The organism is uncultured Tateyamaria sp., from assembly GCF_947496075.1.
Classification (GTDB): Bacteria; Pseudomonadota; Alphaproteobacteria; order Rhodobacterales; family Rhodobacteraceae; genus Tateyamaria.
On the sequence record NZ_CANMBJ010000004.1, the window covers coordinates 543095 to 567826 of the forward strand.

The window sequence follows — 24732 nt, forward strand, 5'->3', positions numbered from 1 at the left end:
ACAAATCTCCTTTTTGGATGGAACGCTATCGTATCGACCATATAGGAGATCAGCGGATGGAACGCAACCGTTCCGACGAAAGTTTGGCAGCAAATGCATCTACGCGTGCGCCCAGCGGAGCGGCCGTGATGCGCTCGTCCGTGACCGATGCACTGACCCGCGCGTTTTTTGAGGAATGGGCGCAGACAGGTCTTGGTGCGCTTAGCCTGGAACGCGTCGCCAAGCGGGCCGGTGTTGGAAAGGCAGCGCTCTATCGCCGTTGGTCGTCAAAACAGGACATGGCGATCGAACTGATCAAGACGGTTGGCCTGAACCTCACACCCATCCCCGACAGCGGGTCGTTATTGGGGGACCTGCGGCTGATCCTGTTGTCGCTGCGCCAGACGCTTCGCCACCCGCTAGTCCGGCGCATTCTGCCCGACCTGCATGCCGAGATGGCCAGAACCAGCGCATTGAGCGCCGAGATAAGGAACACTCTGCAATATGAGCGCCGCGAACGCGGTAAGGTGATCGTCGATCGAGCCATCACACGTGGTGAACTAACCGCAAGTGCGGACCGCGACCTTGCCAACGATGCGCTGGCAAGCATCCTTTATTGGCGAGTCGTCGTGACCGGAGGTCGCGTCAGCAGGGTGGAAATAGACAAAATCGCACAGTTCATCGCTGCAGGTCTTGGCCGTCAGTGAAGCAGGTCTGCATGCTCTTTGATCTCTCGCGCGTATTCTGTAGGTGGGCGTCCGACGATGCGGGTAAACGCCACGCTGAACGCGCTTGGAGAGCCATAGCCGACGCTGTAGGCGATCTCTGAAATAGAGCTGTTGCCGGCGCATAGCTTGTCCTTGGCCAACGACATCCGCCAGTTTTGCAGATATTCGATCGGCGCCATGCCAACCACGCGATTGAATTTCGCGAAGAAGGCCGACCGCGAAAGTGCGGCTTCGCGTGACAATTCATCGACAGTCCAGCCATGTATGGGGTCTTCGTGAATGAGGCGGATTGCCTGCGCGATCTGATCGTCAGCGAGCCCGCGCACAAGCCCCGAAAAGCCGCCTTCGTCTGGAAGGGCGCGAAAGGCTTCGATGCACAGGACTTCGAGCAGCCGATCAAGGATCACATCGCGCGCATTGCGCCGGTTTCGATACTCGTCGTCTACCAAACGCGCGAGCGCGGCCAAGCGATCATTTTTCCGGATAATGACAATCTGCGGCAAGAGCGAGACCAGCAAGGACGCGTCAGGCGAGCCGAAGAGGCAGTACCCGATCATCATCCTGACATTGATCGGCGCATCCGGGTCGCCCACGCGATATTCTCCGCCAGACAGATCAACGGGAAGCGCCAAAAGGGCATCGCCGGTGACTTCGATCTTGCTCGATACCGTGAAATCGGCGGCCGAGGGGACCAACAGGAAGTCGCCAGCCTCGATGACGACTTCCGCCTGTCCATCCGGCTGGAATCGAAACCCTCCATCCAGCGCCAGTCCATAGAAGACCCGGTCCGTGACTTCACGGCGTACACGCCAAGCGCCGCCACCATACACCAGCTTCATCGCGGCAGGCTGTGGCTGCAGCAGGGAAATCACATCGGTCAGTGGATCGGTCAAGACAAGACTTTCGCGAATGAATGCCGGATTTTGAGCCATCGTTAGTACACACTCCGGCTGCTATTTTGTCAACAGAGGAGAACCAAACAGAAATAGGAGGTCTGAATGAAAACCGTACTCATTACAGGGTGCTCCTCCGGATTCGGACTGGAGACAGCATTGTTCTTCCTTAGCAAAGAGTGGTCCGTCATCGCGACGATGCGCACCCCACGCGAGGATCTGTTCCCGCCGAGCGACCGCCTACGGGTGCTACCACTGGACACGACCGATCCGGATAGCATCGCGGTCGCCATTGACGCTGCCGGTCCCATTGACGTGCTGGTCAACAACGCGGGCATCGGAATGCTGAGCGCTGTCGAGGGCCCCGACATGGCACACGTTCGCGCCATTTTTGAAACCAACACCCTTGGCACAATCGCCATGACCAAGGCGATCCTGCCTACGTTTCGGGAACGCGGCACAGGCGTGATTGTGAACGTCAATTCCAGCACAACGATGAAGCCGTTTCCGCTGTTTTCGTTCTACTCCGCCAGCAAGGCGGCGATCATCGCGTTCAGCGATTGCCTTGCGCTTGAAATAAAAGAGTTCGGCGTGAGGGTAAAAGTTGTCATTCCCGGGCAGGCCGAAACGCGCTTTGCCGAAAATGCGCAGTCGCGCGCATCGGACGGCATTCCCGCAGCCTATGCGGACTTCGCCAAAAAGACGTTTGCCGGTCTGGCTGCTCCCTCGGCCACAACGAAGATCGAAGACGTAACCGAAGCGATCTGGCGGGCTGCAACCGATCCGGACTGCCCTGACCACCTTCCTGCGGGTGCGGATGCCTGGGCCCTCGCCAACACGGCATCTCAAACCTCATCACCTCAAACCCAAACCAACTGATCGAAAGGAAAATCTCATGTATCTTGTATTTGGAGCAACAGGAAATGTCGGTGGCGAAGTCGCGACACAGCTCCTGCAAAAAGGCCATGGAGTGCGTGCCTTTGTCCGCGACGAAGCCCGTGCCAGGAAGCAACTGCCAGAGGGTATCGAATTTGCTGTCGGCGAACTTGATGACGCCAAAAGCATCGCAGAAGCGACACAGGGCGTGGAGGGCGTATTCTTCATGCAGGTCGGCCCATCCGTCGAGCAGGCGCAAAGTATGGTCGACGCGGCACATGCCGCCAACGTGAAACGGATCGCCCTGCTCTCATCGCTTGGGACCAGCCTGCAACCCTATCCAATGATCGGTGCCATGATTGCCGCGCGCGACGAAGTCTTCCACAAATCGGATCTGGATGTGACCTATCTACGGGCCAACGGGCTTATGTCAAACGCCCTGTGGTGGCTTGACGCGATCAGAAAAGAGGGCCGCGTGGTGGACGCGACCGATCCCGGCACCCTCGCAATCGTCGATCCCTATGACGTGGCGCGTATCGCCGTGCTGGCACTGACCGAGCAGGGCCATGCTGGCAAGGGATACATCCTGAACGGCCCCGAGGCCCTGAGCGCCCGCGAACAGGTCGCAATCCTCTCTGACGTGATCGACCGACCCATCGAGTTCAAATCAGTTACGCCTGAGGAGCTTGAGCATCGACACATCGCGGACGGCATGCCAGAGCCAAATGCCAATGCCCTGCGCAACCTCAACGAGGTGTTCCGTGCGGGACGTGCTGGCTTTCTCGCCGATGACATCGCGAACCTATCCGGTACCGCGCCGCGCAGGTTCCGCAAATGGTGCGAAAAGCACGCGGACGAGTTTGCGTGACTTTGTAGCTGACTCGGCCCGACGTAGGGGTCCTGTCGATCCCTGCGTTAAAGTCGTTCCGGTGTTAGAGTATTAAAGCACGCCGATCCGGATGACGTGTGGGAAGCAGGTAAGCGGCTGGTTTTAGTACCATCGTGTTGTGAACACTGCAGATAGGCGGCTCGCCAACGGCGTCCAGCGCATGGAAGACATGACGCAGTTTAGCCGGTAGAAGGCCGTGGATGAGCTTTTAGTGAAGAATTTCTGCAACGCAGCCAATGTCAGCTTCGCTGATCGGACCGAAGAACTTTCAGATCATTCCTCTATATTGTCTCTCAGAAATAGAGGCTGATCGGGCGGTGTGTATTTTGTGTTCAAAGCGGGCCGTCAAGTCAGAGACTTTTGTCGACTCTACTTGAAATCGACGTAGCCGTGGGAACTGGCGTGGCTCTGCAATTCGCTGCAAGCCACCGACCAAGCCTGATCGCCCTCGCACAACGCTGAACGCAAATAGGCCCATGTCATGCGCTGGACGACCGCCAGGCGATCTGGATCCTCATCACTTGTTTCCTTGGCGTCGTAACCTGAAACGCCTCCCAACCCGTGTTTTCCCCCGATCAGGGTCAACATGCTGTCTGCACCCGGTCCGTTACGGAATGGATCCCTGTACCAATCCGCCCCGCGAACGGTAAGATGCGCGGCCAGGTCGGCGTCACCAGCAACCACCAGCGTTTTTGTCGTCATATATGAGAAATCCGGATTCAGGGCCGAATAGTTCTCTCGCGCATTGTCGCTAAGGCTGTCGCCGCCGTTACCTGGGGCGGCCAGAAGTACGCCAACCTTGATGCGCGGCTCGATCATATTGACGTCCACCGCATCCGGATCCTTTGGATCGGTCAACCGGGCACCAAGCAGCATGCCAACGGTCTGTCCGCCAAGGGAATGCCCGACCGCTGCGACTTTGTGGTGATCAAGGCGTCCGGCAATGGCCGGGATCGAAGCCTCAATATCTTCCAGATGATCAAGGATCATAGACATATCCTGAACGCGCGACCGCCAGAACAAGGGGCCGCGGGGTGCATCGGCCGGAAGGCCCGCAACCTTTGAATTTACGTGGGTCGGTTGAATTACGACAAAGCCGTGCGCGGCGTAGAAATTTGCAAGCGGAGCATAGCCGTCCTTGGAGGGGATGTAGAGAGAAGGTCCGTGGCCGTGCGACAGCAGAATAATCGGCAGGTCGTAGCCGGTTACAGGCGCGGTGATGCGCATTTCCAACGGCACGCCCCGATCTGGGGCCTCCAACGTCACCGGGTTGATGGAAATCGTTTGAGTGGGTTCATTGACGGGAATGTGACGAGCGTCGGTTATGAGGCTATTCATTGCTCCACTCTCCTTTGCTGTAATTGGGATTGCCCTGAAGAGGGTCACGATGTCCGGGACAACCAAAACTGCCGCAACATCCCGTTATCTATGTCTGCTGGATACGGCCCGGCGGGTTCTGCCGCCTTTGTGGCTTGGGGGCTAGTGAATTGCGAATGGCAGTCATGGGGCATTCTCCTTTCATGTGAAATTTCTGGTCAGGAGGAACGAACCTCACTATAAAAACGGAACGTTGCTCCGAATTCATATACGGAACACCGTTCCGTATGTCAATATTAAGCGGATCATCATTCCGTTTTCTGTTTTGGAGACTGAATTGAACCCGTCAAAAACAGACAATAAGAACGGCGCCAAGCCGATTAAACCAAGGGAAAAACGCGTCCGCGCAGACGCGCAGCGCAGCACCGATGCGCTGCTGGAAGCCGCCAAGTCGGTCTTTGCAACATCGGGCGTCGACGCCCCGGTTCGCGAAGTCGCGGAAAAGGCGAGCGTGGGAATCGGTACCGTCTACCGGAACTTCCCGCAGCGGTCGGACCTGATCGCTGGCGTATTCCGGCGGGAGGTGGACGCGTGCGTGGCCGAGGCGGAAAAGCTGTCAGGTGCGCACTTTCCGCTGGATGCGCTGTCGCGCTGGCTGCATCGCTACACCCTGTTCATCACGACCAAGAAGGGGCTGGCGTCCGCGCTGCATTCCGGCGATCCCGCCTTTGCTACCTTACCTGAATATTTCCGGAAAAACTTTGAACCAGCGCTCACCGCTTTGCTGGAGCGGGCGACAGACGCAGGAGACATCAATGGCGACGTCGAACCCTACGACTTGTTGCGGGCAATCGGGAACCTTTCGGTGGCATCCGGTGAGGATGGTGCGGATCATATCCGTCGCATGGTGGATCTCATGATCAGGGGGCTGCGATTTGGTGCGGCCGGTCCCGGCGGTCTTGATGCCCAACAGAACGATGTTTAGCCAAAATGTAGCGTCCTGATGTATTCGCCCAGCATACCGATAAAGCGACGGACCCGCACGTCCAACAGACGCCGGTGTGGATAGAGGGCAACGATGGGAACCATACCGAAACTCACCTGCGGCAGAACATGTTTGACGCGGCCCTGGGCATGGTACGTGGTCCCGTCCTCTTCGTGCAAAATCCAGCCTTGCCGCTCAGAGCAGCGCCTCACTTCGCAGCAAGGTCCGAACGACAAAGCCCTGATCGGGGGAGGTCACGGCAATGCGGACCGACAGATCAAAGCCCGCCTCGATGACATTGTCGACCCGGTCCGAAAAGCTCATCTCGATCTGTGTCTCCGGCCAATGCTCAAGATGACGATAGACCCAGCAGGCGGCGCCCAAGACCGTCAGGTGCAATGATCCGCAGCGTTCCGCGTGGTATGCTGGAAGCGCCCGCAACACTGTCATCGGCGGCCTCAATAGCCACGCGGATAGCTTGCCAGTGTTCTTAAAGGCTACGACCGACAATATCGTTCAGATGCGCATCTACGTGACGGACCTGCGCGCTGAGAAGCAGGAAATCGCTATTATCGAAGTTATCCGGTTTCTGAATGGTGCCCGGCCAAGCCTGACCGGCATTCGCGTTCAGGCCCTTGCAGGCCCAGACCTTCAGATCGAGGCCGAGATGGTGGTGCAGGTCAAAAGCTAATGCAAACCAGCGCCCAGTGATATTCTAGCCCGCGACCGCAAAACGCATCCGGTAGGTGTTCGGCGATACGCCTGTCAGCTTTTTGAATACTTTTCGAAAGGCGGCAGGGTCTTCATAGCCGATGCTCCACGCGATCTGATCGACGGTTTGCTGCGTCAGTTCGAGGCTCTCACGCGCCTTGGCGATGCGGACATTCTGGACATATTGGGTGGGCTTCAACCCGGTTGCCGAAGAAAACCGGCGCAGAAATGTACGTTCGCCCAAGCCTGCAATTGCAGACAGTTCGGCCAAACTATGGGCCGTGGCCGGTTGTGCATGCACATGTTGTTGGGCCTGCAGAACAGGGCCGTCTCTGTGATCGAAGCGGGGCAGAAATTGCGCAAATGGCCGCTGAGAGCTGCGAGGTGGATCGACAAGCAGAAATCGCGCGGTCGCCAGCATGATGCTTGGCCCCATCAGGCGTTCGACAAGCGTCAGACCAAGGTCGGTCCACGCAAGAATCCCACCCGCCGTGATGATGTCGCCATCGTCCAGAACCATGTGTCGCTCGGCCACGTCGATTTTGGGAAAGCGGCGCGACAGCTGGTCGGCAAATGCCCAGTGGGTCGTGATCTTGCGTCCATCCAGCAGTCCGGTGTCGGCCAGGACAAACGCGCCGGCACATACCGAACAGATCCGCGTACCAGCGCCGTGCCAGCTATTCAGCCAGGCAGCCTCTTCAGGCATGTCAGACATCTGATCGGGCATAACGATGCTCGGTGGCAGGATGATGTAGTCAAGCCTGTGACCCTGCCCGGGATGGCTGTCCCAGCTGCAGGCCGGTGGGGCATCCGGGTTGCTGACATTTCGGGTCCAGTGGGTGACGCGAATGTATGACCGCTCCGCCTCGGCCGTCCAATCCGTAGCGATCCGGAACAGATCCGTCATGCCGTACACGGATGACAATTGGCAGCCCGGATAAGCGAGCAGGCCGATTTCGGCGACGCATCTCATCATCTGATTGTCAGTTTTGCCTTGGTATTTGTCAATATCGCCAATCCTGAACGCCATTTGAACCGCCTAAATCTCATCCTGTCGAAACAACGACATCAACTTTGGAGCTGTACCGATGACTGAACAGACCAACACCAAATTCACACCCAACCGGCGCGATGTGCTGCTGATGGGTACGGCCGCTTCGGTCGCCTTGGCCTTGCCATCCATCGCACTGGCGCAATCACAAATCGATCTGAAAGGAACTGATCCAATGTCTACTTTCACCACAACCGACGGAACCGAAATCTTCTACAAGGACTGGGGCCCGAGAGATGGCCAACCCATCTTTTTCCACCATGGCTGGCCGCTTTCCAGCGATGACTGGGACAATCAGATGCTGTTCTTCGCGTCAAAAGGTTACCGCGTCATCGCTCATGACCGCCGTGGGCATGGCCGCTCGGCCCAGACTGATGTCGGTCACGACATGGATACCTATGCCGCTGATGTGGCGGCATTGGTCAAAGAGTTAGACCTGCAAAATGCAGTTCATATCGGCCACTCGACCGGCGGTGGGGAGGCAGCACGATATGTCGCGCGTGCCGAACCCGGGCGCGTCGCCAAGGCCGCTTTGCTTGGGGCGATCCCTCCGCTGATGTTGCAGACCGATGCGAACCCCGATGGCATTCCCAAGGAGGTCTTTGACGGGTTTCGGTCCGCCTTGGCTGCAAATCGTGCACAGTTTTATCTTGATGTGCCATCGGGTCCGTTCTTCGGTTTCAACCGCGAAGGGGCCGAGGTGAGCCAGGGCCAGATCCAGAACTGGTGGCGCCAGGGCATGATGGGCAGCGCATCCGCGCACTACCAGTGCATAGAAGTCTTTTCTGAAACTGACCAGACCGAGGACCTCAAGGCAATCGATGTGCCGGTGCTTGTTATGCACGGCTCTGACGACCAGGTGGTGCCGATATCGAATTCGGCAGAGAAGGCCGTGAAGCTTTTGAAGAACGGGACTTTGAAGGTTTATGACGGGCTGTCACACGGGTTCTTCGCCACGCATCCAGACGTCGTCAACACAGATCTGTTGGGGTTCATCGAAGCCTGATCACAAATGGCTGCGGAGGAGGCATGTCCTCCGCAGCTTTAGACGAAGCGGCCATTGGCGCCGTTGCAGCGAAAGGTCGCTTCGTCCCGCAGCGTGCAAGCCCGCTGGCCGTCTGACTTTGCGGTTGCGGCGAAGGTCCGGTCTGGTGAAACTGCGCCGCAGCGCTTGACGATGAAGCGAATGGCTGGTTTGGGCCGCTTCTACTTGAGGAGATAGACGCAACGTTCGCAATGACGGCCAAACCATTGCGCAAAAACAATACAATTTGTGTGGCCTTGATGAACCCGAGATTGCCCTCATGCACGGCAGCATTTGAGTCAGGTAGCTCACTGCTTAAGAACGACACCCGCTTCTGTCATTTCAAATACCTCCAGATGAATACCGGACGCCGAAGCCCCCTGTCGGACCGCTGCCTTTACCTGCTCCAGATGGGTCGGATCCGACATGGCAGCATCTAGCGCGACGCTGACCAAGATGGTCTGCTGATAGTGCGCCTTGGCCATCTCCTGTTGGGTTGCATTGTCTGATGAAAGCAGTGCAGGAAATGTGGCAATCGCAGGGTTTTCAGCTATCTCCCGTCACACGCGCTGAAGGTGAATTTAGCACGTAGGTTAATGCTATCGGAACACTTGAAAAGGTCCAACAACTTGCCGTCTGCATTGTCTGGCAGAGGGGAAGTAGCTAAGCGAACCCTAGATGGAAGCCGACAATCAGTTCAGTTGCTGTTTCGGTCGAAAGGACCAATGCAAATAACATGTTCGAAACAGAAGAAAGACCTGCGCGCGCAGGGCACGGCACTCCAAGCCGGGAACGAAACACATCCGATGGCCCCGAAAAGCGCAAGAATGTCGCTACATCGTTTCAGAGTCAGAGACCGGTGGCCAATCGAACTTGTGTGTCCGCGTCAAAAACGGTTGCGCAGCCGCGGTCGAACGAAAGCGGAACCCGGTTCGAGCCCGGCGCAAATCGTGCTGGCATACGTGCCAAAACGTCGACACCGGCCCATTCGAATGTCAGAAACGTGTCTGACCCGGTGTCTTCCATCATGCTTGGGTTGGCCTCAACGAGCGCACTTTCTTCGGCAACGCTGAAATGCTCCGGTCGGACACCGACAAGCACGTCCTGTGGCACGTTGGAGAGTGAGGTTGCGATCCGGCTATCGCCTATCTGCAAGTGCCCATCTGCAAAGGTTGCCGGGATCAAGTTCATCGGCGGCGACCCCATAAAGTCTGCCACAAAGGTATTGGCGGGCATGTCATAGATCTCGGTCGGTGTCCCGATCTGCTGCACATGGCCACCCTTCAGAACGACGATCCGGCTTGCGAGTGTCATGGCTTCGACCTGATCATGGGTGACGTAGACGATGCTTGCGCCTGTCTGCATGTACAACCTTTTGATCTCCGCGCGCATCTCGACACGTAGCTTCGCGTCCAGGTTCGAAAGCGGCTCATCGAACAGGAACAGCCTTGGGTCCCGTACCAACGCGCGCCCCATCGCAACGCGCTGGCGTTGCCCGCCGGACAGCTGGCTCGGTTTCCGCTCCAGTAGATGGTCAATTTGCAGCAACTCGGCCACAGAAATGATTTTCTGCTGCATCTTGGCCTTCGGCATACCGCGGATCTTCATCCCGAAACCGATATTCTCACCCACGCTCATGGTCGGATAAAGAGCGTAGGATTGGAACACCATCGCGATGTCGCGGTCCTTGGGTGGTTCTTGCGTCACGTCGCGCCCACCGATGAAGAGTTGGCCCGAACTGATCTCTTCCAGCCCCGCGATGCAATTCAGCAGCGTAGACTTGCCGCACCCCGAGGGACCGACAAGCACAAGGAATTCACCCTCGGCCATATCGATATCAAGATCGTGCAAAACCTCGACTGCGCCGTAGGTTTTGCGCAAACCACGCACCGATAGGGCAAGGGGGGTATCAGTGTCATCGAGGGCCATCGGATATCTCCGGTTTTGGGGCGGGCCCGGTAGAGCCGCGAATGATCAGATCGGCCTTCAGCGTCACCTGAAGCTCATGTGCCGGGGTGCCGTTCAAGTGATCGACCAACATATGCGCCAGCGGTGCGCAGGCATCACGCATCGGCGCGCGCGTGACCGTCAGCGCCGGTTCGAAATTGATTGCGCGGGTTTGCGGCAGCGCGTCATCGTGGGCCATGACCGATACATCGCCGGGCACACTCAGCCCGCGATCGCGAATGGCACGCATGGCGCCCGCCGCAATAACGGTCGATGCACAGATAATGGCGGTCGGCGGGGTGGCCGCTGACAGAAGATCAAGCGCCTGAGAATAGCCGTGGCTTTCCAGGCTCGCGCCTGTCCTTATCAGGTCTTTGTTCAATCCGAAATCTTCCATCGCGGCCTCGAACGCGGCGAGGCGATCATGCGCAAACGCGGCCGACACTTCGCCGTTGATCAGTGCAATTCGCCGATGGCCCAACTGCGCCAGAAGCCGAACGGAATCAGTCGAGACCGAAAAATTATCTATCCCGAAAGTCGGGTAGTTCGGGCACGCCCGATCCTGACCGTGTAGCACAAATGGGATGCCACGCTCTTGCAGAAAAGAGACCCTGGGGTCGTCAGGGACCGGCGCATTTAAAATGAAGCCATCGAGGACATCGCGTTCCAGCATCCGCTGATAGGGCAGCACTGGATCCTCTGCCTGATCGACGGCCAGTACCAGATCGGTTTCCCGCTCAGACAGCGCGGCCGTTAGCCCTGTTAACATCTCAAAGAAAGTCTGGTCGGCACTCATGTCCGGCTTGATCTTTACGATCATGCCGACCATTCCGGAACGCCCGGTCACAAGCCGTTGCGCCACTCGGTTCGGGCGGTAGCCGAGCCGATCTGCAGCCTCCCGCACCCTATTGCGGGTTGTTTCTTTGACCTCGGGAAACCCATTCAAAGCACGACTGACGGTTGCCACCGACAGCCCAAGCTCTTCCCCGATTTTCTTCAGCGTTGCCAAGGGTTGGCCTCAAAGCGTTTTAAAAAACTGCGCGCGTTGTGCAAAAACAGTGCCAGCATACATCAAAGAAGGCAAATTTAAAACGTTTTGAATAGTGTTGGATTTCTTGATACATTCTCCGCAGAATCGTCCGGAGGTTTTCATGTCAGACTGGTGGCGCAACGCCGTGATCTATCAAGTTTACCCGCGGTCCTTTCACGACTCAGACGGCGACGGCGTTGGGGACCTGAAGGGCATCACTCGTCGCCTGCCGCACATCGCCTCTCTTGGTGTCGACTGCATCTGGTTAAGCCCTGTCTTCACGTCGCCGCAAAAGGACATGGGCTACGATGTGTCTGACTATTGCGATGTTGATCCGCTCTTCGGCACGTTGGCGGATTTCGACGCGCTCATCGCCGAGGCGCATAGCCTGGGCCTGAAAGTCATCACTGATCAAGTCCTGTCCCACACCTCTGACCAGCACCCATGGTTTCGCGAAGCGCGCGTCAGCCGCGACAACCCAAAGGCTGACTGGTATGTCTGGGCCGACCCGCAGCCCGACGGATCACCTCCGACGAACTGGCACAGCCATTTTGGCGGGGCGGCATGGGAATTCGATCCGCAGCGCGGACAGTACTACCTGCACAACTTCCTCGCCGCGCAGCCCGATCTGAATTTTCATAATCCAGACGTACAGGACGCGATCCTGGATACATGCCGCTTCTGGCTCGAGCGTGGGCTTGATGGCTTCCGTCTCGATACCGTGAACTACTACGTTCACGACCAGCAGCTACGATCGAACCCGCCGGCGCAGGTCGCGCCGCAGGTGATGGCGACTGACCTCTTCGGGATGCAGGACAACATCTACAATAAGAACAGACCCGAAAATCTGGCCTTTCTGGAACGGTTGCGTGCACTGACCGATGAATACGCTGATATCATGATGGTCGGGGAAGTGGGCGACATTGGCACCCGCTCCATCCGCATCATGGGTGAGTACACCGAAGGCAGCGCGCGCCTGCACATGGCCTACAGTTTCGCCATGCTCAGCCCGGAATTCAGTGCCGATCACTTCCGCACCTGCATCGAAGGTTTCCAGCAGGGGGCACCGGGTGGGCACCCCAAATGGTCCTTTTCGAACCACGATGTAGAACGCCATGTCAGCCGCTGGTCGCAACACGCAACCTCCGAAGATGATATTGCGCGGCTGGCCTGCGCGATGCTGATGTCCTTTGAGGGCGCGATTGGCATCTACCAAGGCGAGGAATTGGGCCAGACCGAGACCGAATTGGTTTACGAAGAGCTGACCGATCCGCCTGCGTTGCGATTCTGGCCCGGCATCAAGGGCCGCGACGGCTGCAGGACGCCCATGGTTTGGGAGGCCGAGGCGCCGAACGCGGGCTTCACCTCTGGCAATCCCTGGCTGCCCGTTAAAGCTCCGCAAGCGGCCCGTGCCGTCGATCTTCAGGAGGTGGCCAACGACTCGGTCCTGCATTTCTATCGCAACGCCATCGCCTTCCGCAAAGCCAACCCTGCGCTGCAATCGGGCCGCACCGCGTTCCTGACGGCCCCAAAGGCGGTTCTCGCTTTCCGGCGTGAGACCGCCGAACAGACGCTCACTTGCGCCTTTAACTTGTCGAAAGAGCCGCTGACGCTGACCCTCTCGGAAGCCGCCAACCTGACGGGTCCGTACAATGCGGCGCTTGAAAACCAAACCCTCACGCTGCCCGGCAACGGGTTCGCCTACCTCAGCCATGACGGGCACCTGTCCTTGTCCGCCTGAAACGCATCTCTGGGAGGATACCATGAGAACGACCACCATCCTGACCACCGCAGCGTGTCTGCTTACCACCGCGATCCCTGCCGCCGCCTTCGACGACGACAGCCTTACGATCTGGACCGGCAGCAACCGGGACCGCGATCAGCTTATGGCCGCCACCTCCGCCTTCACCGAAGACCTCGGGATCGAGGTAATCGTCGAGGTTGTCGATCCCGACCTGCCACAGAACTATCAGCAGGCAGCCGCCACCGGAGATGGCCCTGACATCTTGATGTGGGCCCACGACCGCTTTGGCGAATGGGCCAGCGGCGGCCTGATCCAGCCGGTTTCCCCCGCAGCCGGATGGGTCGAAGGTGTCCTTCCTTCCGCGATGGACGCGGTGCAGTTTGACGGGAAGACGTGGGGTTATCCCGTCGCGGTTGAGGCCGTCACGCTGGTCTACAATGCCGATGTGATCGATACCCCTCCTGCCTCGTTTGAAGAGATCATTGCAACCGGCGAAGCCAACATCCTCTGGGACTACAACAACACCTATTTCACGATGCCGATGCTGATGGCAGGTGGCGGCTATGCCTTCCAGAAGGTCGATGGAAGCTATGATGGCAGCCAAACCGGTGTCGCCACTGACGGCGCAATCGCAGGTGCCGAGGTTCTGGCGGCGCTGTTCGAGAACGACATCATGCCCGAGGGCGTCGACTATGGTGTGATGGATAGTGCAATGGCCAGCGGCGATGTCGCCATGGTCCTCAATGGACCGTGGAGTTGGGACGGCTATGCCGATGCTGGTATCAATGTTGCTGTGGCTCCAATCCCGTCTGTAAACGGTAACACCGCGCCACCCTTTCTGGGCGTCCTATCGCTTGGCATCAACGCGGCTACACCCAACGCCGATCTCGCGGTGGAACTGATCGAAAACTACCTGCTGACCGATGAGGGGCTGGCCACTTGGAACGCCAACGGAGCCCTGGGCGCAGTGGCCGACATCTCTGCCGCCGAAGCGCAAGGCGATCCGCTCGTCTCCGGAATGCTTGAGGTTGCGGCCAACGGTGTTCCGATGCCCTCGAACCCCGAAATGGGGGCCTTCTGGGCGGCCATGGGGCCCGCGCTGACGAACATCACATCGGGCACATCCGCGCCGGTCGATGCGCTGAACGACGCCGCCACGCGGATCATGGAAGAATAAGGTCCACGGGGTGGCCTTGTGCCTCCCCAATCGCCATGACCACCCGCACCGATATTCACGCACAGCCAGCCTCGGCCTTGCCTCGCGTCATGCTTGTCGCTGCGGTTTTTGCTGTGTTGTGCGCGGTGGCCTTCTATCTCTACCAGATCGCGCAACCGCTCTTCGGGGCGATCGTTCTTGCTCTGGCGACAGGCTTCGCCGTCGTCTTCGGGGCCAGCCGCTTCTACGGCGCGCGGTTCATCTTTCCCGGCATCGCAGCGGTCCTGATCTTCATCGCCTTTCCGGTGATTTACACAATTTACATCGGGTTCACGAATTACAGCAGCTCCAACCTGCTGACTTACGACCGCACGGTCGAGGTCCTGACCTCACGCGCGTCGGTCGATCCGGCGACCGAGCAGCCTTTCGCCGTGGCACAGGATGATCGCGGCTACCGCATCTGGTTGCCCGAAAGCGCCCTTTTGTCCGAACCTGTCACCCTCACCGGCGAGGAAACCGCCACGCTTTCCGCGGCCCAGGCACCCGACACCCTGCTTGAAAGGCGCGCGGCTGTACGCCTGCGCTCGGGCCTCCAAACCCTGACCCTGACGCTGCCCGATGGCACGAAGCTCCAAAACTCGGGCCTGCGGACATTCGGCACCGTCACGGCTGACTACACCCGCACCGACCGGGATGAGTTGACACGCTTCGATGGCATGGTCTTGCGCGCTGACCATTCCACAGGCTTTTTCACCGACACTGCGGGTGAGCGGGTGCCGCCCGGTTGGCGGGTGCCGATTGGCTGGGACAACTTCGAACGCATTTTTCGGTCCGAAGGCATTCGTGGCCCGATGCTTCGCGTCTTCGTCTGGACGTTCTTCTTCGCCTTCGCCTCGGTCCTATTGACGTTCACTCTAGGCCTGACGCTTGCCGTCATCCTCCAATGGCCGCATCTGCGTTTCAAGGCGGTCTATCGGATTTTGCTGATCCTGCCCTATGCGGTGCCCGCCTTCATCTCGATCCTCGTATTTCGTGGGCTGTTCAACCAGAACTTTGGCGAGATCAATTTGATCCTTGAGGCGATCTTCGGCATCCGCCCGAATTGGTTCACCGACGGCACATTGGCGCGGACTATGGTTTTGGTGGTGAACACCTGGCTTGGCTACCCCTACATGATGCTGCTGGCGATGGGGTTTCTTCAAAACGTGCCCGAAGATCACAAGAAATCCGCAGCACTCGAAGGGGCATCCTCTGTCCGCATCTTCTTTTCCATTACGCTGCCGCAGATCATCCCGCCGTTCCTGCCGCTTCTGATCGCCAGCTTCGCGTTCAACTTCAACAATCTCGTCCTGATCTTCCTGCTGACCCGCGGCTTGCCCGACATTCCCGGCACCGTAATCCCAGCCGGCGAGACAGACATTCTGGCAAGCTTCACCTACCGCCTTGCCTTCGACAATGCCGGTCAGCAGTTCGGGTTGGCCGGGGCGATTACGCTGCTGATCTTCCTCGTCGTGGCTGCGATTTCCTATGCCAATTTCGTGGCGATGCGCCGCGCCGCTGAAAAACGGTCGGGGAGGGCGTGATGTATCGCGGCAAAGTATCTAGGATGTCGTCTGGATACACCGGTTTCGTATCCGGTAATCTCGGCATGCCGGGGCGCGTCTCATGATCGTCGAACGCCCTCGCGACCTTCTGATCAAGAAGGTCCTTGCCCACGGCTTCCTGCTGGTCTTCCTCGGGCTGATCCTCTTTCCCTTCATCGTTGTCCTGTCGATTTCTTTCCGTGAAGGCAATTTCGCCGTAGGCAGTATCATCCCGGAAAACCCCACATTGGAACATTGGGTCTTGGCGTTCGGGTTCGACTATACCCGAGCCGACGGCACAGTGGTTGAACCGCCCTATCCGGTTCTGCGTTGGATGTGGAATTCGATCAAGATCGGCTTGATCGCCAGCACCGGTGTTCTGGCTGTGGCCACAATCTCTGCATATGCATTCAGTCGGATACGCATTCGCGGCAAGGGAGCGATGCTGGATGGTCTGTTCCTGATCCAGATGTTCCCAACGACGCTGGCACTGGTTGCGATCTATGCCATTTTCGACACTTTGGGTGAGGTCTCACCCATCCTCGGCCTCGACAGCCACCTCGCGCTGATCCTGATCTATATGGCCGGAGTGACGCTCCATATCTGGACGATCAAGGGCTACTTTGACAGCATCGACACCGCACTCGACAAGGCCGCCGCCATAGATGGCGCGACGCCTTGGCAGACATTTCGCTTCATCTTCCTGCCACTCGCCGTTCCGATAATGTCTGTCGTTTTTGTCCTCGCCTTCATCGGTTTCGTCAATGACTATCCGATCGCTTCCGTCCTCATCCGGTCCGAGGACCAGATGACGCTGGCTGTCGGCAGCCGCCTCTACCTGAATGAATTCAGGTACTTGTGGGGGGATTTTGCTGCTGCCGCCATCCTCTCGGGCTTACCGATCACCGTTGTTTTTCTCATTGCTCAACGCTATCTCGTATCGGGTCTCAGCGAAGGTGCCGTCAAAGGCTAGGCACCTGTTGCGACGGAGAGTTTCTTCAACGAGCCATTCTCTATCCGCCGCAATGCGATCCGCATCATGCGTGGACACGAAAGCCCCGAACCTTTGGCAGCGCCTTGGCAGTCTTCAGCTATGCCGCAATCAGTCTGACCATTTTTTCCGGGGCAGCGAACGTCGGCACCCCGCCGAAAGTGGTTTTCGCAGTTCTCGCAATGTGCGCAAACTGTGAGCTTGAACAGGCCATGATTGTGTTCTTGCAGCGAATGTCGGAAATGCGGGCTGCACACGCAGCATCGGTACCAAGCGCTGAAAGCGCAGGTATGGGCCGTCTCTGCCGACGCCAATGTTGGCTGTCTGCGCTTCGCTGATGTTAGCACAGGCTGCAGCATCCGACACTTCGGGCTGTAAACTGCACCTTCTCCACTTTCGCTGACAAAGCATCGAATTGACGGATGAGCCACCTCGTTGCGGGTCATTGCTATCCGCCAGATGACATGTTCATTCATTGTTAACTTTTGACACCGCACGCGCCGTTAACCACGGCAAATCACTACATACGTCTCCGAATGGGTGCACAGGGGGTGTACGGATGCTGCACGGGGGGTGGCAGCGGCTTTTTCCAACAGAATAAGGCGTTAACGCGTGTTTGGTCGACGTAGCGTCCGTTTCCGCCGTTAACCGTTGCGCGTACGGTGCGGCCCGGCGACGGCCGCAACCCCCAGAATGATGCCCGAGAGGGTCGCAATCATCCCGGCCGCGCTGACTGATGCATCGGCCCCGATCCACAGCGGCCCATACCCCGCCAGCACATATCCCAGCACGGCAGCCAGCGCCGCAAACACCACCGACCACGCCACCTGATGGCCCAACCGGTTGGTCATCATGCGCGCCGCGGCGGGTGGGCAGATGAACATGGCAATCACGATGATCGACCCCACCGCATCAAAGGCTGCAACGGCGGCGATAGCCGACATGATCACCAGCGCCAAGCCCAGCGGTGCCGTGCGAATGCCAAGGCCTCGGGCAAACCCTTCATCAAAGGTAGACAAGGCCAGAGGGCGCCAGAAAAGCCATAAAAACAGAGCAATAACCACTAACGCCAGCGCCATGCGGGGCAACTCCACCGGCAGCCCCGCAAGTGCTGCAGGGTCCAAAAGCGAGGCCCATCCCGTCGCATCCAACCAGATCAGGCTCTCCAGATTTCCGTACAAGGCATGCTCGACATCCAAGTGGACTGAGGAGGTATCCGACTGCTCCAAGAGCAGCACCCCCCCCGCAAACATGGCCGTGAAGATGACCCCCATCGCCGCCCCCGCCTCGATCCGACCCAGACGACGCACGGCTTCGATTGCAATCACAGCAATGACCGCAGCCGCAGCCGCCCCCAGCAGCATCGGGCCCGTGGCAATCAGCCCTGTGACCAAAAACGCCACCACGATCCCCGGCAGCACCACATGGCTGATCGCATCACCAATCAACGCTTGCCGTCGCAACAGCAGAAAGTTCCCCGGCAATGCACAAGCCACGGCCACCAACACTCCGATCAGGATCGGCGGCAGGGACAGGGCAACAAACTCCGCCCCCATCACGCTACCACCTGCGGTGCGTCGATTTTCCCATCAACTTCAGTGAGTTGGTCAGGAGTCAAAACATCCTCAATCGGCGTCAAACCATCATATCGCGTGGCCGCCAAGGCATAGGCTTGGTCCCCTCGAACAATGGCCCACCGCGTCTCATCCAGCAGCGCTTTCGAAGCCGCCGCCTGTCCCGCCGGTGTCGGCACACCGTCGGGCAGGACCAAGCCTGCACGCTCCAGCAGTCGGCGCGTCAGAACCTCATAGATCGGCTGCCCCTGCGCCAATGCCAAAAGCCCCTGCCGCACATGTACCCGGCGTTGATAGCGCAGATGGGTCAGAAGCGAGGCCAACACCCCACGACGAGGAGAGAATAGCAAAGAAAACAAGAAGATGGCAAACCCTACCAACACGACAATCGGCCCGGTGGGTAGGGCAGGCGCCGTCGCCGAACTGGCCGCGCCGACATAGCCCGACACGCCCCCCACGACACCTGCAATGATCACCACATGGTCCGAACGTTCCGTCCAGGATCGGGCCGTCACCGGCGGCACGATCAACAGCGCCACAATCAGGATCAGACCCACAACCTTGAGGCCTACGACCGTCACCACCAGAACAATGCCCATCATCGCCAGATCGATGCGCGGCAACGACCATCCTGTCGCCTCCGCATAGCCGGGATCGAAGGCCGCCAAGCCCAACGGCCTGCGCAAGATAACAACCAGCGCCAGCACCAATGCTGCAGACACGGCCAACAGGATTGCGTCGCTGCGCAACATGCCAGCGGTTGAGCCCAGCAGGAACCCTTCAAGCCCTGCTTGCCGCCCTGCATTCATGGTTTGGATGACAGTCAGAATGACGATACCAAAGCCGAAAAACACTGACAAAACAGCACCAATAGCCGCGTCCTCGCCCAATCGGGTCCGGTCCGTCAACCATTGCACGCACAGTAACCCGAACGCTGCCGACAACCCGGCCCCTAGCAGCAAACCAAACAGCGACCGCCCTTCACCACCCATCGCCACCATGACGACAAAGGCCAGCCCGACCCCGGGCAAAGTGGCATGGGAAATCGCGTCGCTGACCAACGCGCGTTTGCGCAGAAACAGAAAAGTGCCAGCCACGCCAGACGCGATACCCAAGAGGGCCGCCCCAATGGTGACAAGCGTGGCGTTGTAGCCCAGCTGCAAAAGCAGCGCGTCGGCCAACATGACTTAGCCCGCCACGCTTTCAGGATCCGCGCGTGCCGTGGTTAAACGGCCACCATAAGCGGCCTGCAAGTTGTCTTCGGTGAACGCCTCGGCCACCGGCCCGGCAGCCACCACTTGGGTGTTCAGCAAAAGCACATCGTCGAAGTAATCCGGCACGGTGGCCAGGTCGTGATGCACGGCCAGAACGGTCTTGCCGGCATCTCTAAGCCCTTGCAGAACCGCGATAATAGCCTTTTCCGTGGCGGCATCCACACCGGCAAAGGGTTCATCCAGAACGTAGATATCCGCCTCTTGCGCCAGCGCCCGCGCCAAGAAGACACGCTGCTGTTGACCGCCAGAGAGCTGTCCAATCTGGCGGTGCGCAAAGTCTGCCATGCCAACGCGACCCAGACACTCCTGCGCCAGTGCCTTATGCTGGCCCCGAATGCGGCCCAGCAGGCCAAGCTTGCGGTACATCCCCATCATCACGACATCGATGACACGCACCGGAAAATCCCAGTCCACACTTGCCCGTTGCGGGACATAGGCAATCCGATCGCGCATGTCCGCCATTGGTTCGCCAAAGACCGTCACCGATCCAGCAAGGGGCGCGATCACACCCAAAGCCGCCTTGAGCAGGGTCGACTTACCTGCGCCGTTCGGCCCAACGATGGCCGTCATCGCACCCGCACGCACCGTCATGTCGACCGAGAAGATGGCGGGTGTCTGACCATAGGACACCGTCATGCCGCGCACCGCCAGCGGGCTCGCTGCGCGCGTGGCCAGGTCGGTATCCTGCGATGTCACAAGGGAAATGTTCATGCAGCAGCCTTCAATTTGCCCAGCCGTCCACCGGCGGGCGCGTCTATGCCCAAAGCACGGGCAATGGTTGTCACGTTGTGATCAATCATGCCCAGCCAAGTGCCTTCATAGGTGCCATCGGGACCCATGGCGTCACTGAACAGCGATCCGCCAATGATCACATCATGGCCCTGCGCCGCGGCCCCTTCGATCAGCGCTCGGACGTTGCGATCAGACACGGATGTTTCCACGAACACGGCGGGCAACTGGCGTTCAACGAGCAGATCAACCAGCTCTCCGATACGGTTAAGACCAGCTTCGCTTTCGGTTGAGATGCCTTGAATGCCCATCACTTCGAAATCATAGGCTGTTCCGAAATATCCAAACGCATCATGGGCCGTCAGCAGCACGCGTCGCTCTGCGGGAACACTCGCCAACAGGTCGCGCGCATAGACTGACATCGCTTCCGCCTCGGAAACGAAAGCGGCAGCGTTTGCCTCGAACATGCTACGCGCATCGGGGCGCAGGTCAGACAGTGCATCGACGACGGCAGGCACACACTGCACCCACAGATCCGGGTCCATCCAAACGTGCGGATCAAAGCGACCCTCGTAGTCCTCATGCGCGAACAGCAAAGAAGGGTCCAACGTTTCAGCAATCGCGTGCACCTCTTTCTTGCGGCTCAAATCGAAGAAGAAATCCTCCATTTGCGCTTCAAGATACAGACCGTGCCAAAGCACCGCATCTGCACGGGTCATGGCAGCAATGTCGCTGCGCGTCTGACGATAGGCGTGCGGATCAACGCCAGCGCCCATCAGCCCTTTGACCGTGACCTGATCACTACCGACGGACCGCGCCATGTCCGCGATCATGCCCGTGGTGGCAACGATGTTGAGGGGAGAGGATGCGGCATAAGTAGGGGCAGCGGCCAATGCACCAAGGCCAGCCAACAAAGCACGACGGGAGAGCGGAAAGGGGGTTTTCTGTCTCATACGGATGAATATGAGAATCATTCGCAAGAAGTCAATAAGAATGCGAATGACTCGCAATAACATGCCTAGATGTTGAAGACACTCACTCGAAAGTGATTAAGAAACGCGCGCCCTCGCCCTCTTCTTGCAGCGCAATCTGCCCACCACGCGCCTGCACTAGGCTGCGAACAATATTCAGCCCCATGCCGGTGCCACCCCGTTCCCGGCGCGTGGTAAAGAATGGGTCAAAGATGCGATCACGGTTGCCCGGACTGATCCCGGGACCATCATCCCAAACATCCAGCCCGGCCACAGACACACGCAGCGACAGTTTGTTCGCTCCATGAGCTGCAGCATTTCCAGCAAGCTGTGTCAGGATGGTTTTGAGGTCTTCCGCACTGATCGGCAGCATACCATCGGTTTCGACGTTCAGCGCCACATCCGTTTTCAGACTCTCTACCGCATCCGACAAACGTACGGTCCCCGGCCCCGCGGACGTAGCGGCATGCGCATGTCGCGCAAGATCATCGAGCAGGTTCTGCATACGGGCCGAAGCATCCGTGATCGTATTGCTCAATACCTTGGCATCCGCACCGCTGGCACCGGCCTGCAACAGCTCTGCCGCTCCCCTGATCGCAGTTAAAGGTGACTTCAACTCATGCGTTACATGATCCGCATAGGCCTGCAGACCGTCGGCACGGCTTTGCAGGCTATCCCCCATGCCCATGACGCTGGAGGCAAGGCCCATGAACTCAGGCGTGCCTAGATGCGTAGGCGCATCTGGCCGCGCACCCTTGCGCACCTCCTGTGCATATCGATCCAGTGACCAGACCGGGCGCAGCACAAGCCGCCAGAGCAAGAAGCCAAGCACCGCAGTCGCAACAACGGCGATCCAGGCGATCAGCCATGCCGCTTCGCCCCACCCCATCACGTTGCCCCACAGGCGCAGGTTGACGATCCCAAGGATCGGCAAGGTCAAAACGGCCGCCAGTGTGCCCCCAAGGACAAAGACAAGGGGCGGGCGCCATTTCTTTATGATCCTACGCATGGCCCCATCCGAATGCCGATGCCATGCACCGTTTCAATGGCGTCAGAGCACCCTGCCGCCGCCAGCTTGGACCGAAGGTTGCGCAAATGGCTATCCAGCGTGCGGTCGCTGACCTGCCCACCCGCGCCATATAGGGCATCCACCAAAGCCGGTCGGGCTGACACGCGGTCGGGATGGGCCATCAGATGGGCCAGAATCTCCATTTCGCGCGCGGTGAGGGTCAGCGGCGTGCTGTTGACCACACAAAGATGCCGTGCTGGATCAACGCGCAGCAAGCCGCGCGTCCAGGTCGGTGCCGCAACAGGCCGCGCGCGCTTCAGGATCGCACCGATCCGCGCCACCAGCTCCCGCGGGGAAAAGGGTTTGGTAACATAGTCGTCACCACCCAGTTCAAACCCCAAAACGCGGTCAATCTCGTCCTCGCGCGCGGTCAGGAACAGGACCGGCGTCTGGTCCGTTTCCCGCAAGCTGCGGCAGACAGCCAGCCCATCCATTTCCGGCAAGCCAATATCCAGGACAATCAGGTCATAGCGCCCGGACCGCGCTTTGGTCAGGCCCTCGATCCCGTCACCCGCTTCGTCCACTGCGTGACCGGCCTGCTGCAAGGCAATGCGCAGAACAGACCGGATATGCGGGTCGTCGTCGACCACCAACAGATGGGTCTTGGTCATGGCATGGCGGGATCAGTCAACATGGACGTAAGGCTATTGCGCGTCCGCCAGTTGCGAAAGCCCCATTCGCGCCAATTGTCCGGCTGGAAGAGATGCGGTTGGGTGTATTCTGACGCACAGGCCGCGCTCCAGTTGTGCCCAAAGGTCGATGCCATTGCGGGGATCACATCTTCGGACAACTGGCAAAGCATGAACATATCTTCGTGCACCGGTTGGCTCAGGTTGTGCCGTGCGACTGCGGCATCGAAACTGACGAAGGCACAAAGGTACAGAACCCCAGCCCCCATCACACCGCTGCGCAGCATCATCCAGGCGGCAGGCTTGTCCCGCCAGATCTGCCAGACAACAAGACCCAGCCCAGCTGCAACCAAAACCATCCAAATATACGCGGCCAGCCGGAGGCGTGTCAGACCAAAGGCATCGACATAAACATCCAAGCGCCAGACAGATGCGACAACCAATGCCATGGTCTGAGCCAACCAGATCAGCATCAACCACCGCAGCACAGAACGTCCGGCCAAAAAGGGGCGGGCCATGACAGCAAACAGCCCGGCCAGTAGCGCGGTCACCAGCAGCGGATAAGCGCCACGATGAGCGTATGCCGCCGGACTGATCCCATCGGGCAGGCCTGCATCGCCATAAAGAAACAGCACATCCATCCCGGTTTGCACCGCAAACAGCGCGTTGAACGCAATCAGCGACCGCGCAACAGAGCCTGCATTGATCACACCCTCGCGCCGCACTGTCGCATGCTGTGGCTTGCGTGCGCGCAGACGTTCCCGCATCCGCCAAGTGACCAGCGTGGGCCAGATGGTCGCCGCCAGAAACAGCCAGAACCACACACGCCACCAGTTGGGCACCGGCAATTCCACCGCCGTGATGCCACTCACCCAACGATCCAGAACCGGGTTTGCGGCAATGATCAACAGGGCAAAAATCAAGCTTGTCCCCGCGGGGACACCCCAGGTCATCACCAGGCTGCGCAGGTCCATCCGGGCCAAATTGAGATCGCTCAATTGACGCGCCCCTTGCGCCCCATCCTGAAAGGTCTGCGCCGGGGCAACCCACCACAACCGCGCCGCGCCCCGCAGCAGATCAAGTCGGGAGACCCCTGCAATGGCAGCGGTACAAAGGGAAAGCCCGACAAGCGCAATCAGCAGGGACAAAGGCTGCACCAGCTCGATCAGCGGCAACAGGCTGAGGACCGCGCCCGTCGCGATCCCGACCCGCGTGCGCACGGTCAGCCGCGGCCACGCCAAACCAAGACCCGCAAACAGCACAGCCCCGAAAAAGATCGCGATGTTCAGCCCCGCCACCGTGTCCCATACCAGCACATCACCCAAGGCAATCAAAGCAAGCAGCAGCAGCGCCTTGCCCCCATCCAACCGCCGCACCTTGCGTCGTTGTTCCGTCTTGTCTGCTGGTGCATCCAGCCACCAGCCATCCTGCTCCATCGCCAATGGCACACCGGGTATCGTCAAAGCTTTCACTGTCCTGCCTCTCTTCGTCACTTGCTTTGCGGGCAAGCTGACAGACGTTGGTGCAGATCAACCGCGCCCATTTGTGCAGAGCTTGTGCAGAGGGGTGGTGGTTGCCAAAA

24 protein-coding genes are annotated in these 24732 nt (G+C 59.0%); 10 read left to right on the top strand and 14 right to left on the bottom strand.

Annotated elements, in window-relative coordinates; translation table 11 throughout:
- The first annotated feature begins 17 nt into the window (after positions 1-17).
- A complete protein-coding gene (locus Q1A51_RS15115) occupies positions 18-686 on the top strand; it encodes a TetR/AcrR family transcriptional regulator (RefSeq protein WP_299600252.1) in 669 nt (222 codons plus the stop codon).
- On the opposite strand, the gene Q1A51_RS15120 is transcribed toward Q1A51_RS15115, so the two are convergent.
- Positions 680-1639 carry an AraC family transcriptional regulator gene (locus tag Q1A51_RS15120; RefSeq protein WP_299600255.1) on the bottom strand — a complete coding sequence of 320 codons (960 nt, stop codon included), beginning with the start codon at positions 1637-1639 and terminating at the stop codon, positions 680-682. The two genes, Q1A51_RS15115 and Q1A51_RS15120, sit on opposite strands and share 7 nt — an antisense overlap.
- 66 nt (positions 1640-1705) lie before the next feature.
- On the opposite strand from Q1A51_RS15120, the gene Q1A51_RS15125 reads away from it, so the two are divergent.
- Both Q1A51_RS15125 and Q1A51_RS15130 read left to right on the top strand, forming a co-directional pair.
- Positions 1706-2479, top strand: a complete 774-nt coding sequence (locus Q1A51_RS15125; RefSeq protein ID WP_299600258.1) for an SDR family oxidoreductase — start codon at positions 1706-1708, stop codon at positions 2477-2479.
- 16 nt (positions 2480-2495) lie between these two features.
- Entirely contained in the window at positions 2496-3344 is an 849-nt protein-coding gene (locus tag Q1A51_RS15130; protein WP_299600260.1) for an NAD(P)H-binding protein, read from the top strand.
- 390 nt (positions 3345-3734) lie between these two features.
- On the opposite strand, the gene Q1A51_RS15135 is transcribed toward Q1A51_RS15130, so the two are convergent.
- Positions 3735-4703, bottom strand: coding sequence for an alpha/beta fold hydrolase (locus tag Q1A51_RS15135; RefSeq protein ID WP_299600262.1), 969 nt, complete (start codon positions 4701-4703; stop codon positions 3735-3737).
- 184 nt (positions 4704-4887) lie between these two features.
- On the opposite strand from Q1A51_RS15135, the gene Q1A51_RS15140 reads away from it, so the two are divergent.
- A complete protein-coding gene (locus Q1A51_RS15140; protein ID WP_299600264.1) occupies positions 4888-5667 on the top strand; it encodes a helix-turn-helix domain-containing protein in 780 nt (259 codons plus the stop codon).
- Between the two features lie 195 nt (positions 5668-5862).
- Here Q1A51_RS15140 and Q1A51_RS15145 read toward each other — a convergent pair whose 3' ends face one another.
- On the bottom strand, positions 5863-6117 hold the full coding sequence (locus Q1A51_RS15145) for a hypothetical protein (protein WP_299600267.1): 255 nt from the start codon (positions 6115-6117) through the stop codon (positions 5863-5865).
- Positions 6118-6151: 34 nt separating this feature from the next.
- On the opposite strand from Q1A51_RS15145, the gene Q1A51_RS15150 reads away from it, so the two are divergent.
- Complete coding sequence (locus Q1A51_RS15150; protein WP_299600270.1) at positions 6152-6358, top strand: hypothetical protein; 207 nt, start codon at positions 6152-6154, stop codon at positions 6356-6358.
- Positions 6359-6382: 24 nt separating this feature from the next.
- Here the strand turns inward: Q1A51_RS15150 and Q1A51_RS15155 are convergent, their stop codons facing one another.
- Positions 6383-7354: a GlxA family transcriptional regulator gene (locus tag Q1A51_RS15155; protein WP_299600273.1), complete on the bottom strand. Its 972-nt coding sequence runs from the start codon at positions 7352-7354 to the stop codon at positions 6383-6385.
- Positions 7355-7604: 250 nt separating this feature from the next.
- Here Q1A51_RS15155 and Q1A51_RS15160 point away from each other — a divergent pair, with 250 nt between their 5' ends.
- The gene (locus tag Q1A51_RS15160) at positions 7605-8435 is read left to right on the top strand and encodes an alpha/beta hydrolase (protein WP_366141803.1); all 831 of its coding nucleotides are present in this window, start codon (positions 7605-7607) and stop codon (positions 8433-8435) included.
- 326 nt (positions 8436-8761) lie between these two features.
- On the opposite strand, the gene Q1A51_RS15165 is transcribed toward Q1A51_RS15160, so the two are convergent.
- The 3 genes from Q1A51_RS15165 to Q1A51_RS15175 all read right to left on the bottom strand — a co-directional run bounded on the left by Q1A51_RS15165 (position 8762) and on the right by Q1A51_RS15175 (position 11409).
- Entirely contained in the window at positions 8762-8938 is a 177-nt protein-coding gene (locus Q1A51_RS15165; RefSeq protein ID WP_299600278.1) for a hypothetical protein, read from the bottom strand.
- Positions 8939-9302: 364 nt separating this feature from the next.
- On the bottom strand, positions 9303-10382 hold the full coding sequence (ugpC, locus tag Q1A51_RS15170; RefSeq protein ID WP_299600281.1) for a sn-glycerol-3-phosphate ABC transporter ATP-binding protein UgpC: 1080 nt from the start codon (positions 10380-10382) through the stop codon (positions 9303-9305).
- A complete protein-coding gene (locus Q1A51_RS15175; protein WP_299600284.1) occupies positions 10369-11409 on the bottom strand; it encodes a substrate-binding domain-containing protein in 1041 nt (346 codons plus the stop codon). The genes ugpC and Q1A51_RS15175 overlap by 14 nt, the downstream gene beginning before the upstream one ends.
- 142 nt (positions 11410-11551) lie before the next feature.
- On the opposite strand from Q1A51_RS15175, the gene Q1A51_RS15180 reads away from it, so the two are divergent.
- The 4 genes from Q1A51_RS15180 (at position 11552) to malG (ending at position 16886) form a co-directional block, all read left to right on the top strand.
- Complete coding sequence (locus Q1A51_RS15180; protein ID WP_299600286.1) at positions 11552-13171, top strand: alpha-glucosidase family protein; 1620 nt, start codon at positions 11552-11554, stop codon at positions 13169-13171.
- A gap of 22 nt (positions 13172-13193) precedes the next feature.
- Positions 13194-14351 carry a maltose/maltodextrin ABC transporter substrate-binding protein MalE gene (gene malE, locus Q1A51_RS15185; protein ID WP_299600288.1) on the top strand — a complete coding sequence of 386 codons (1158 nt, stop codon included), beginning with the start codon at positions 13194-13196 and terminating at the stop codon, positions 14349-14351.
- A gap of 35 nt (positions 14352-14386) precedes the next feature.
- Complete coding sequence (malF, locus tag Q1A51_RS15190) at positions 14387-15913, top strand: maltose ABC transporter permease MalF (protein ID WP_299600290.1); 1527 nt, start codon at positions 14387-14389, stop codon at positions 15911-15913.
- Between the two features lie 82 nt (positions 15914-15995).
- Positions 15996-16886 (top strand): maltose ABC transporter permease MalG, encoded by an 891-nt coding sequence (gene malG, locus Q1A51_RS15195; RefSeq protein ID WP_299202616.1) that lies wholly within the window; start codon positions 15996-15998, stop codon positions 16884-16886.
- 662 nt (positions 16887-17548) lie between these two features.
- Here malG and Q1A51_RS15200 read toward each other — a convergent pair.
- The 7 genes from Q1A51_RS15200 to Q1A51_RS15230 all read right to left on the bottom strand — a co-directional run bounded on the left by Q1A51_RS15200 (position 17549) and on the right by Q1A51_RS15230 (position 24622).
- Entirely contained in the window at positions 17549-18463 is a 915-nt protein-coding gene (locus tag Q1A51_RS15200; RefSeq protein ID WP_299600292.1) for a metal ABC transporter permease, read from the bottom strand.
- Positions 18460-19662: a metal ABC transporter permease gene (locus Q1A51_RS15205; RefSeq protein WP_299600295.1), complete on the bottom strand. Its 1203-nt coding sequence runs from the start codon at positions 19660-19662 to the stop codon at positions 18460-18462. Before Q1A51_RS15205 ends, Q1A51_RS15200 begins: the two co-directional genes overlap by 4 nt.
- Positions 19663-19665: 3 nt before the next feature.
- The gene (locus Q1A51_RS15210) at positions 19666-20463 is read right to left on the bottom strand and encodes a metal ABC transporter ATP-binding protein (RefSeq protein ID WP_299600297.1); all 798 of its coding nucleotides are present in this window, start codon (positions 20461-20463) and stop codon (positions 19666-19668) included.
- A complete protein-coding gene (locus tag Q1A51_RS15215) occupies positions 20460-21434 on the bottom strand; it encodes a zinc ABC transporter substrate-binding protein (protein ID WP_299600299.1) in 975 nt (324 codons plus the stop codon). Before Q1A51_RS15215 ends, Q1A51_RS15210 begins: the two co-directional genes overlap by 4 nt.
- 82 nt (positions 21435-21516) lie before the next feature.
- The gene (locus Q1A51_RS15220) at positions 21517-22461 is read right to left on the bottom strand and encodes a HAMP domain-containing sensor histidine kinase (RefSeq protein ID WP_299600302.1); all 945 of its coding nucleotides are present in this window, start codon (positions 22459-22461) and stop codon (positions 21517-21519) included.
- Entirely contained in the window at positions 22446-23132 is a 687-nt protein-coding gene (locus Q1A51_RS15225; protein ID WP_299600305.1) for a response regulator transcription factor, read from the bottom strand. The genes Q1A51_RS15220 and Q1A51_RS15225 overlap by 16 nt, the downstream gene beginning before the upstream one ends.
- Positions 23129-24622 carry a DUF4173 domain-containing protein gene (locus tag Q1A51_RS15230; protein WP_299600307.1) on the bottom strand — a complete coding sequence of 498 codons (1494 nt, stop codon included), beginning with the start codon at positions 24620-24622 and terminating at the stop codon, positions 23129-23131. Before Q1A51_RS15230 ends, Q1A51_RS15225 begins: the two co-directional genes overlap by 4 nt.
- Positions 24623-24732: the final 110 nt, after the last annotated feature.

Bases quoted from the DNA above. Each gene is read 5' to 3' on its own strand.
- Q1A51_RS15115 (WP_299600252.1), top strand. From the start codon at position 18: ATGGAACGCTATCGTATCGACCATATAGGAGATCAGCGGATGGAACGC.
- Q1A51_RS15120 (WP_299600255.1), bottom strand. From the start codon at position 1,639: ATGGCTCAAAATCCGGCATTCATTCGCGAAAGTCTTGTCTTGACCGAT.
- Q1A51_RS15125 (WP_299600258.1), top strand. From the start codon at position 1,706: ATGAAAACCGTACTCATTACAGGGTGCTCCTCCGGATTCGGACTGGAG.
- Q1A51_RS15130 (WP_299600260.1), top strand. From the start codon at position 2,496: ATGTATCTTGTATTTGGAGCAACAGGAAATGTCGGTGGCGAAGTCGCG.
- Q1A51_RS15135 (WP_299600262.1), bottom strand. From the start codon at position 4,703: ATGAATAGCCTCATAACCGACGCTCGTCACATTCCCGTCAATGAACCC.
- Q1A51_RS15145 (WP_299600267.1), bottom strand. From the start codon at position 6,117: ATGACAGTGTTGCGGGCGCTTCCAGCATACCACGCGGAACGCTGCGGA.
- Q1A51_RS15155 (WP_299600273.1), bottom strand. From the start codon at position 7,354: ATGATGAGATGCGTCGCCGAAATCGGCCTGCTCGCTTATCCGGGCTGC.
- Q1A51_RS15160 (WP_366141803.1), top strand. From the start codon at position 7,605: ATGTCTACTTTCACCACAACCGACGGAACCGAAATCTTCTACAAGGAC.
- Q1A51_RS15165 (WP_299600278.1), bottom strand. From the start codon at position 8,938: ATGGCCAAGGCGCACTATCAGCAGACCATCTTGGTCAGCGTCGCGCTA.
- ugpC (WP_299600281.1), bottom strand. From the start codon at position 10,382: ATGGCCCTCGATGACACTGATACCCCCCTTGCCCTATCGGTGCGTGGT.
- Q1A51_RS15180 (WP_299600286.1), top strand. From the start codon at position 11,552: ATGTCAGACTGGTGGCGCAACGCCGTGATCTATCAAGTTTACCCGCGG.
- malE (WP_299600288.1), top strand. From the start codon at position 13,194: ATGAGAACGACCACCATCCTGACCACCGCAGCGTGTCTGCTTACCACC.
- malF (WP_299600290.1), top strand. From the start codon at position 14,387: ATGACCACCCGCACCGATATTCACGCACAGCCAGCCTCGGCCTTGCCT.
- malG (WP_299202616.1), top strand. From the start codon at position 15,996: ATGATCGTCGAACGCCCTCGCGACCTTCTGATCAAGAAGGTCCTTGCC.
- Q1A51_RS15205 (WP_299600295.1), bottom strand. From the start codon at position 19,662: ATGTTGGCCGACGCGCTGCTTTTGCAGCTGGGCTACAACGCCACGCTT.
- Q1A51_RS15210 (WP_299600297.1), bottom strand. From the start codon at position 20,463: ATGAACATTTCCCTTGTGACATCGCAGGATACCGACCTGGCCACGCGC.
- Q1A51_RS15215 (WP_299600299.1), bottom strand. From the start codon at position 21,434: ATGAGACAGAAAACCCCCTTTCCGCTCTCCCGTCGTGCTTTGTTGGCT.
- Q1A51_RS15220 (WP_299600302.1), bottom strand. From the start codon at position 22,461: ATGCGTAGGATCATAAAGAAATGGCGCCCGCCCCTTGTCTTTGTCCTT.
- Q1A51_RS15225 (WP_299600305.1), bottom strand. From the start codon at position 23,132: ATGACCAAGACCCATCTGTTGGTGGTCGACGACGACCCGCATATCCGG.